The sequence below is a fragment of the Streptomyces sp. NPDC014870 genome, from assembly GCF_043081505.1.
Taxonomy (GTDB): Bacteria; Actinomycetota; Actinomycetes; order Streptomycetales; family Streptomycetaceae; genus Streptomyces.
In genome coordinates this window covers 540,361-548,996 of sequence record NZ_JBIBWQ010000005.1, presented here as the reverse complement: position 1 = coordinate 548,996, position 8,636 = coordinate 540,361, and the positions used below count along the sequence as shown (strand labels likewise).

The window sequence follows — 8,636 nt, the reverse complement described above, 5'->3', positions numbered from 1 at the left end:
CGAGGACCAGGCCGAGGGCCATGGAGGCGACGGAGATGAGGATCGTGTTGCCGAGGCCGGAGAGGATGCTGGGGTCGAACAGCTTCTCGGGGACGGTGGCCCAGCGGACGTTGCCCTGGGAGAAGGCGACACCGAGCAGGACCAGGAGCGCGACCACGACGAAGCCGGCGATCCAGCGTCCGTAGTGGCGGACCGGGATGGCCTTGATGGCCTCCGGCGGCAGGCCCGACGGGGCGGGAGCCGCCCCGTCGGGAACCTTGTCGAACTTGTCAGTCACAACGACTGCCCTTCAGTGGAACGTACTTCAGTGGCACGGAGGGGTCAGGAGCCGCCGTTGATCTTGGCCGCGGGGATCGCGCCGTCGCCGGCACCCCACTTGTCCAGGGCGGCCTTGTAGGTGCCGTCCTTGATGATCGCGTCGAGCGCCGCCGCCAGGGCGTCGCGGAGCTGGGTGTCCTTCTTGTCGACGGCCATGCCGAAGAAGCCGGCGTCCGTCTTGTTGGCGATGGCCTCGAAGTCGTTGCCGCCACCCGCGGTCTTCGCGATGTACGCGGCGACCGGGGAGTCGTTCAGGTCGGCGACGGCGCCGCCCGCCTTGACGCGGGTCTGGGCCTCGGCGTCGGTCGGGAACGACTCGAAGGTGAGGGCGGGCTTGCCGTCCTTCTTGCACTTCTCGGCCAGGTCCTTGGCGGCCTGCTCGTACGTCGTGCCCCGTTGGACGGCGAGCTTCTTGCCGCACAGGTCGTCGAGGGACTTGATGTTCTCCGGGTTGCCCTTCTTCACCAGGATGCCGGTGGAGGCGGTGAAGTAGTCGACGAAGTCGACACCGGAACCGGTCTTCTGGCCCTTGTCGTCCAGACCCTCCTGGCGGGCCTTGGTGTCGGTCATCGAGGACATCACGATGTCCGTACGACCGGTCGGCAGCGCGGTGAGCAGCGTGTCGAACGTACCGCTGGTGAACTGGAACTCCACGCCGAGCTGCTTGCCGAGGGCGGCGGCGATGTCGGGGTCGACACCGACGATCTTCTCGCCCTCCTTGAACTCCATCGGGGCGTAGGTGGCGTCCGTGCCGACCTTGATGACACCGGACTTCTGGATGTCGGCGGGCAGCTTGGAGAACAGCGGCGCGGTGGACGCGGGGCCGGTCTTCGTGCCCTCGGCGGTGGACCCGCCCTCGGTCTGGTCGCCGCAGGCGGTCAGCAGCATGGAGCCGGCGACCGCGATGGCGGCGACCGCGGCAAGACGGGACGTGCGGGTCTTGGCGGCGGTCGTACAGCGCGTGGAGCGTGCGGTCATGGTCGGGTTCCTCCGGCGTGTGAGGGAGTTGCCATAGGCCGCGCGCACGCACCTTCGGGTGTCGCGACCTCGTGTGATTACGCGCATCTTGCCATTCGGACGGCGACAAACAGACGGCCACGCATGTCAAAATCGGGTAACGGGTGACCCCCGAACCTCAGAGACCCCGTGGACACGGGCCGAACCTCTTCCGGGGAATGCTCCCCGAAGCCGGAAAATCTCCGGTTGATCTCGCCATCTGGACGACACGAAGGCCACGATCCGGTCTACACGAGTCCGTGTCCGGAAATGGGGCGACGCGCCTGCTCTGCGCAAGGTGCCGTTACGGCCGTATGAGCCGCGTCACCGCTCCGCAATGGACTCGTCTACGGTGATGTACGTCCGGTAAGAAGGATCCTTACACCCCTCATCCGGGGCTCAGGGCGCGTTGTGCGGCGCGCCCGCGCGGTTGCCAGACACGGCGACCGCGGGACCCGCCCACCCCTCCTCAACAAGGAGTGGCCACCCTCAAATGAAGAAGACTTAAGGGGTCAACCCAATGGCAGCGGAGATCGTCAATCCTCGCAGCGACAGTGGCACGGATGGGGCTCAGGAGCCCTTCGATCCTGCCTTCGCGCTGCACCGCGGCGGCAAGATGGCCATTTCGGCCACGGTGCCGCTGCGCGACAAGGACGACCTGTCCCTCGCGTACACGCCCGGCGTCGCCAAGGTGTGCACCGCGATTGCCGAGCAGCCGGAGCTGGTCCACGACTACACCTGGAAGTCCCAGGTCGTCGCGGTCGTGACCGACGGTACGGCGGTGCTCGGACTCGGCGACATCGGCCCGGAGGCCTCGCTTCCGGTCATGGAGGGGAAGGCCATCCTCTTCAAGCAGTTCGGCGGCGTGGACGCGGTGCCGATCGCGCTCGCGACCACCGACGCCGACGAGATCGTGGAGACCGTCGTCCGGCTCGCCCCCTCCTTCGGAGGGGTGAACCTGGAGGACATCTCGGCGCCCCGGTGCTTCGAGATCGAGCGCAAGCTCCAGGAGCGCCTGGACATCCCCGTCTTCCACGACGACCAGCACGGCACCGCCGTCGTCACCCTCGCCGCGCTCCGCAACGCGGCGAAGCTGACCGACCGGGGCCTCGGCGACCTGCGCGCGGTCATCTCCGGCGCCGGTGCGGCCGGTGTGGCCATCGCCAAGTTCCTCCTCGAGGCGGGGCTCGGTGACGTGGCCGTCACGGACCGCAAGGGCATCGTCAGCCGTGACCGGGACGACCTGAACCCGGTCAAGCGCGAGCTCGCGGAGATCACCAACAAGGCGGGCCTCACCGGCTCCCTGGAGGACGCCCTGGCCGGCGCGGACGTCTTCATCGGCGTCTCCGGCGGTACGGTCCCGGAGGCCGCGGTCGCGTCCATGGCGCCGAACGCGTTCGTGTTCGCCATGGCCAACCCGAACCCCGAGGTCCACCCCGACGTCGCGCACAAGTACGCGGCCGTCGTGGCGACCGGCCGCTCGGACTACCCGAACCAGATCAACAACGTGCTCGCCTTCCCCGGCATCTTCGCGGGCGCCCTCCAGGTCCGGGCCTCCCGGATCACCGAGGGCATGAAGATCGCCGCGGCGAACGCCATCGCGGACGTGGTCGGTGACCAGCTCGCCGCCGACTGCGTGATCCCGTCGCCGTTCGACGAGCGCGTGGCCCCGGCCGTCGCGAACGCCGTCGCCGCCGCCGCCCGCGCCGAGGGCGTGGCCCGCCGCTGACGCGGCTCCACGCTCGCCGATTCGGCTCCGGGTTCGGCTCCGGATTCGGCGCCGACTCCGGCTCCGAACCGGCTCCGGTTCAGCAGAGGGCCCCGAACGCTTCGTCCATCCGAAGCGTTCGGGGCCCTTTCGTGTGTGGTGAACCGGGCGGGTGTACTGGTGGTACACGCCGATGGTGTGCCTTGAGTGCATGAGTCCTCTGCCCCGGTTCCACCGTCTTCCCGCCGAACGTCGGGAGGCGATCCTGACCGTCGCGCGCGAGCAGTTCGCCGCGCACGGGCCCGAGACCGCCTCGTACAACAAGATCATCGAGGCGGCCGGCTTCTCGAAGACCGCCGCCTACCAGTACTTCGACGGCCGCGACGACCTGCTCGCCGCTGTTCTGGAGGACGTACGGGAACGGTTGCTGCGCGTCCTCGGCCCCTGGGAGCCCGCGGTCGGCCCCGCCGACTTCTGGGCGCGGCTGCGGGCCGGTACGGGTGCGCTCGGCGTACACCTCGCCGCCCACCCCGACGACCTGGCGCTCGCCGAACGCGCGGTACGGGTGTCCGGCGGCGGCCCGTGGACGGCCTGGTTCGACGCGCTCGTCCGCGACGGCCGGCGTCTTGGCGTCGTCCGCACCACCGTCGACCACTCCCTCCTGGTCGCCGCCACCGAAGCCGTCCTGCGCGCGGCCGACGGCTGGGCCCTGGAGAAGCTGCGCGCGGGGGACCACGAGGTCGAGGACGAGCAGGTGTGGACGCTCCTCGCCGGCCTCTGGGGCGGGGAGGGGCCATGACCGCCACCGGAGAGGTGCGGGAGCCCGCCGAGGAGGCCGTGGCACCGACCCCGTATCCCGGAGTCGTCGTCGACTGGCGCATACCGGCGACACCGCCCGGCGCGGCCGGAGGCCTTGAGCGCTTCATGGGGCCCGGCAAGACCCGCGCCGAGTCCCTCGTCGAACTCGGCGGGGTGGGCGTGTGCGCCGCGCTGCTCGCCCTCGGCGTCGGGGCGACCGACCTCGCCCGCGGCTGGAGCTGGGCGCAACTCGTCGTCCTGGCGCTCGTCGGACTCGACCTCCTCGGCGGCATCGTCACCAACGCCACCAACTCGGCCAAGCGCTGGTACCACCGGCAGAGCCCCGGTGCACGCCGTGCCCGGCTGTCGTTCGTCGCCGCCCACGTGCTCCACCTCGTCGTGTTCGGGCTCGTGATCCTCGGCGGCGACCCCGCCTGGATCCTGGGGAACACCGCCCTGCTGGTCATCGGCGCCCTCCTCGTCGAGTACGCCCCGCTGCCGGTACGGCGACCGGTCGCGATGGCCGTCTACGCGGCGGCCGTCCTCGTTGGCCTCTTCTGGCTGACCGTGCCCGCGGCCCTCGCCTGGTTCGGGCCGCTCTTCCATCTCAAGCTGCTCGTCTGCCACTTGGTCCCGGAGGCACCCCTCGCCGAGGCCCCGCGAGGAGGCGGCGACGCGCGAGGAGGCGGCGACGCGCGAGGAGGCGGCGATGACCGAGGAGGCCGAGATGACCGAGGAGGCGGCGATGGCTGAGATCGACGACCGGCCGCGACCGGAGGAGTGCGCGCGGGTCCTCGCCGCCGCGTTCGACCGGGAGCCGGCCACCGCATGGATCACCGGTGGCTCCGAGCGGGTCAGACACTCCTGGTTCGCGACCACCCTGCGCACCCACGCGACGCTGCCCGGAGCCCGCAGACACCTCCTGACCGACGGCGCGGGAACGCCCCTCGCCGCCGCCGTGCTCACCCCGCCGCGCGCCGCGCCCGGCGCGGCGGCCCGGGCCGGCTGGGCCGCGCACACCCTCGCCCGGTGCGGACCGCGCGCCCTCGGCCGGACCCTGCGCTACCTGAGCCGTACGGAGGAGATGGTGCCCGAAGGGGCCTGGACCCTGGAGTTCGTCGGGGTGGTGCGGCGGGCCGCCGGCCGCGGCGTCGGGCGGCGGATCCTCGACCACGTGCTGGACGCCGTGGACGCCGTGGACGGCGAGGAGGGGACAGGTGGCGCGGGCGGCGGCGTGTTCCTGACCACCGCCGATCCCGTCAACGTCGGGCTCTACCGGCACTTCGGGTTCACCGTCCTCGGTGATGTCCGGGTCGGCCCCGTCGTGACGACCGCGATGTGGCGCCCGGGGCGGGCGCCGTGAGGGACATGCGTCACACCGTGGCGCGGTTCCCCGCCCTCCCCGTCGGCCCCTAGTCTCGGGCCATGTTCGCTGCCTACGCCGCCCGAATCGACCGCGACCAGCCGCTGAACGGCCTTGAGCTGGGCGAACGGCCCGAGCCCGAGGTGCGTCCCGGGTGGACCACCGTCACCGTCAAGGCCGCCTCGCTCAACCACCACGACCTCTGGTCGCTGCGCGGGGTCGGGCTGCCCGAGGAGCGGCTGCCGATGATCCTCGGCTGCGACGCCGCGGGCATCGACGAGAACGGGAACGAGGTCGTCCTCCACTCGGTCATCGGCCAGTCCGGCCACGGGGTCGGCCCCGACGAGCCCCGCTCGATCCTCACCGAGCGGTACCAGGGCACCTTCGCCGAGCGCGTCACCGTGCCCACCTGGAACGTGCTCCCCAAGCCCAAGGAGCTCTCCTTCGAGGAGGCCGCCTGCCTCCCGACCGCCTGGCTCACCGCGTACCGCATGCTCTTCACCAACGCGGGCGTGCGCCCCGGCGACTCCGTCCTGGTCCAGGGCGCGGGCGGTGGCGTCGCCACCGCCGCGATCGCCCTGGGCGCGGCCGCCGGTCTGCGGGTCTTCGCCACCAGCCGGGACGAGGCCAAGCGGAAGCGGGCCGTCGAGCTGGGCGCCGTCGAGGCGTACGAGCCCGGCGCGCGGCTGCCGAAGCGGGTGGACGCCGTCATCGAGACCGTCGGCGCGGCCACCTGGTCGCACTCGGTCAAGTCGCTGCGCCCCGGCGGCACCCTGGTGATCTCCGGTGCCACGAGCGGCGACCGTCCCTCGCACGCCGAGCTCACCCGGATCTTCTTCCTGGAGCTCAAGGTCGTCGGCTCGACGATGGGCACGAAGGACGAGCTGGAGGACCTGCTGTCGTTCTGCGCCACCACGGGCGTCCGGCCGGTGATCGACGAGGTGCTGCCGCTGGACCGGGCGCGCGAGGGCTTCGCGAAGATGGCCGCGGGCGACCTCTTCGGAAAGATCGTCCTGACCAACTCTTGATGGATCGTCAGATCTGCTGATGGGATCTCCGGCACCGCGCTCACGCCGAGCGCCTCGTGCCGGAGGTTTCCTTGTCACGAACGATCCTTGCCGCGGCCGCCGTTGTCGCCGCGCTCCTCGCCCCGACCGGAGCGGCGGCCGGAGCAGCCGTCGGAAGCGCGGCCGGAACGCCGACCGGAGCCCCGAGCGTGCACCTCGCCGGCGGCATACCCGTCCTCACCGACGACCGCGGCCGCGCCCTCACCCTGCGCGGGTGGAACGTCGAGGACAAGGCGAACCGCGGCGAGCAGGCGCTGACCGCCATCACCGAGCGGCACTTCCGCGACATGCGCGCCCAGGGCTTCAACTTCGCCCGGCTGCTCGTCTTCTGGGACGACCTGGAGCCGCGGCCCGGCCAGTACAGCCAGGGCTATCTGCGGAAGATCGAACGGATCCTCGACTGGGCGGAGAAGCATGACGTCCATGTCCTCATCGACGCCCACCAGGACGTCTTCGGACCCGCCTTCGGCCACCGGGGCGTGCCCGCCTGGGCGACGAGGACGGACGGGCTGCCGTTCACCCCGCACCCGGACGACTGGTTCGCCGAGTACTTCGAGCCGGCCGTGCAGCGGGCCTTCACCCATCTCTACGAGGACGAGGACCTGCGGCGCGCCCAGGCCGCGATGTGGCGCGTGCTCGCCGACCGTTTCGAGGACCACCCGGCCGTTCTCGGCTACGACCTGATCAACGAGCCCATGGGCGAGCTGCGCGAGGGCGAGGACCTGCCGACGGCTGCCCGGCGGATCGAGCGCGAGCAGCTGACCCCGATGTACAACCGGCTCGCGGACGCGGTCCGTTCGGTGGACCGGGACACCTGGGTCTTCGTCGAGCCGACCCCGATCGTCGGCGAGGGCGTGCCCACGGGCCTCGGCCGGATCGACGATCCGAAGATCGTCTACGCCCCGCACTTCTACAACACCGCCATGGAGGCGGGCGCCGACTACGATCCGGCGGCCGGCTGGATCGAGACGTACGAGCGGGCCGTGACGGAGTACCCCGCGACGTACAAGGTCCCGGTCGTCGTGGGGGAGTGGGGGCCGCTCAACAACTCCCTGCCGAACATGAACCGCTTCTACCGGGAGGCGATGGCCTCCCTGGGGCGGTACGGCAGCGGGTGGGCCGGCTATGTGTGGTGCTACGGCGGCGGGTACTGCGCGGTGGACGGCGCCGGGGCCTTCCGTACGAACAAGGAGTTGACCGCCGAGCCCTACGCGGAGGCCGTCGCGGGCACGGTCGACTCCGCCGCGTACGACTCCGGGGCGGGCGTCTACCGGCTGGAGTACGTCGCGTCCCGCCGGGGCTCGCGGGTCACCGAACTCTCCCTCCCCCCGGGCGCCTGGCAGGTGACGGCCCGGGGGAAGGCGATCGTGCTCCGCACGGGTGGGGCAGGCGGCTCCGCCCTGGTCCTCGCGGCCCCGGGCGCCCGGGTGACGGTGACCGTCACCCGGGAGGCGCGGGACACGCCCTAGGCGTCCTCGCGGTCCGGGCGGAGGAGGGACGTGACGCGGTCCGCCGCCGTCGACAGGTGGCGGCGGGTCTCGGCGAGCTGGGCCGCCGTCACCCCGTGGTCCCGCGCGGCGTCACGGATGTCGTCGCGGAACCGGTCCAGGAGCCGGTCCAGGTCACGGGCCGGGTCGCCGGTCGACTCGACCGTCCGGGCCCAGTCCGAGACGGCCGCTTCGGGGGTGGCGCTCTCCTGCTGGGGCGCCTTCCCGGCAGCGTCCTGGCGGCCGTTGGCCCTGGGGTGCGTCGTGCCGGTGACCAGGCCGCCCAGTTGGGCGGTGATGTCGGAGATGCCCTCCCAGACGCCCTTCGGCCAGTCGCCGCGCGCGAAATGGTCCTGGACCTGGTCCTGGACCTGCTGGGCGATCCGCTGGAACTCCCTGGCCTGCCGGCGCGCCGACTGGGCCTCCTCGCGGGCCTGGCGGGTCTGCTCCCGCCACTCCTGCTTCGCGCGGCGCAGCTCCTCCTTGGCCTCGGCGAACGAGGAGCCCTTCTGCCGGGTCTCGCCGGCCGCCGCGCGCATCTCGCTGCGCAGCTTGCCCGCCGCCCCGCGCACGTCGTCACGGATCTCGGCGGCGAGCTCGGAGACCGACTCGCGGATCTCGCGCTCCAGGTCGTCCAGTTCGCCGACGCGGCCGGCCAGCTCGGCGCGGCCCGCGTCGGTGATCGAGTACACCTTGCGGCCGCCCTCGGTGGCGTGCGTGACCAGACCCTCGGCCTCCAGCTTGGCGAGCCGGGGGTAGACCGTGCCCGCCGAGGGTGCGTACAGGCCCTGGAACCGCTCCTCCAGGAGGCGGATCACCTCGTAGCCGTGGCGGGGGGCCTCGTCGAGGAGCTTGAGCAGGTAGAGACGCAGGCGGCCGTGGGCGAAGACGGGCGGCAT

The 8,636-nt window shown here is 71.9% G+C and carries 8 protein-coding genes and 1 pseudogene; 6 read left to right on the top strand and 3 right to left on the bottom strand.

The window, feature by feature from the left end; all coding sequences use genetic code 11:
- Together ACF09C_RS18015 and ACF09C_RS18010 are read right to left on the bottom strand one after the other, a co-directional pair.
- Positions 1 to 277: pseudogene (locus tag ACF09C_RS18015) on the bottom strand (amino acid ABC transporter permease); the annotation flags it as partial.
- Between the two features lie 44 nt (positions 278 to 321).
- Positions 322 to 1,296 carry an ABC transporter substrate-binding protein gene (locus ACF09C_RS18010; RefSeq protein ID WP_392092388.1) on the bottom strand — a complete coding sequence of 325 codons (975 nt, stop codon included), beginning with the start codon at positions 1,294 to 1,296 and terminating at the stop codon, positions 322 to 324.
- Between the two features lie 538 nt (positions 1,297 to 1,834).
- Here ACF09C_RS18010 and ACF09C_RS18005 point away from each other — a divergent pair.
- The 6 genes from ACF09C_RS18005 to ACF09C_RS17980 all read left to right on the top strand — a co-directional run bounded on the left by ACF09C_RS18005 (position 1,835) and on the right by ACF09C_RS17980 (position 7,719).
- Positions 1,835 to 3,043: an NADP-dependent malic enzyme gene (locus ACF09C_RS18005; RefSeq protein WP_392092387.1), complete on the top strand. Its 1,209-nt coding sequence runs from the start codon at positions 1,835 to 1,837 to the stop codon at positions 3,041 to 3,043.
- A gap of 190 nt (positions 3,044 to 3,233) precedes the next feature.
- Entirely contained in the window at positions 3,234 to 3,821 is a 588-nt protein-coding gene (locus ACF09C_RS18000) for a TetR/AcrR family transcriptional regulator (protein ID WP_392092386.1), read from the top strand.
- Positions 3,818 to 4,573, top strand: coding sequence for a hypothetical protein (locus ACF09C_RS17995; RefSeq protein ID WP_392092385.1), 756 nt, complete (start codon positions 3,818 to 3,820; stop codon positions 4,571 to 4,573). Before ACF09C_RS18000 ends, ACF09C_RS17995 begins: the two co-directional genes overlap by 4 nt.
- Positions 4,530 to 5,183: a hypothetical protein gene (locus tag ACF09C_RS17990; RefSeq protein ID WP_392092384.1), complete on the top strand. Its 654-nt coding sequence runs from the start codon at positions 4,530 to 4,532 to the stop codon at positions 5,181 to 5,183. Before ACF09C_RS17995 ends, ACF09C_RS17990 begins: the two co-directional genes overlap by 44 nt.
- Before the next feature lie 62 nt (positions 5,184 to 5,245).
- Positions 5,246 to 6,211, top strand: a complete 966-nt coding sequence (locus ACF09C_RS17985; protein WP_392092383.1) for a zinc-binding dehydrogenase — start codon at positions 5,246 to 5,248, stop codon at positions 6,209 to 6,211.
- 188 nt (positions 6,212 to 6,399) lie between these two features.
- Complete coding sequence (locus ACF09C_RS17980) at positions 6,400 to 7,719, top strand: cellulase family glycosylhydrolase (protein ID WP_392092414.1); 1,320 nt, start codon at positions 6,400 to 6,402, stop codon at positions 7,717 to 7,719.
- On the opposite strand, the gene ACF09C_RS17975 is transcribed toward ACF09C_RS17980, so the two are convergent.
- Entirely contained in the window at positions 7,716 to 8,636 is a 921-nt protein-coding gene (locus ACF09C_RS17975; protein ID WP_392092382.1) for a helix-turn-helix transcriptional regulator, read from the bottom strand. The genes ACF09C_RS17980 and ACF09C_RS17975 overlap by 4 nt on opposite strands.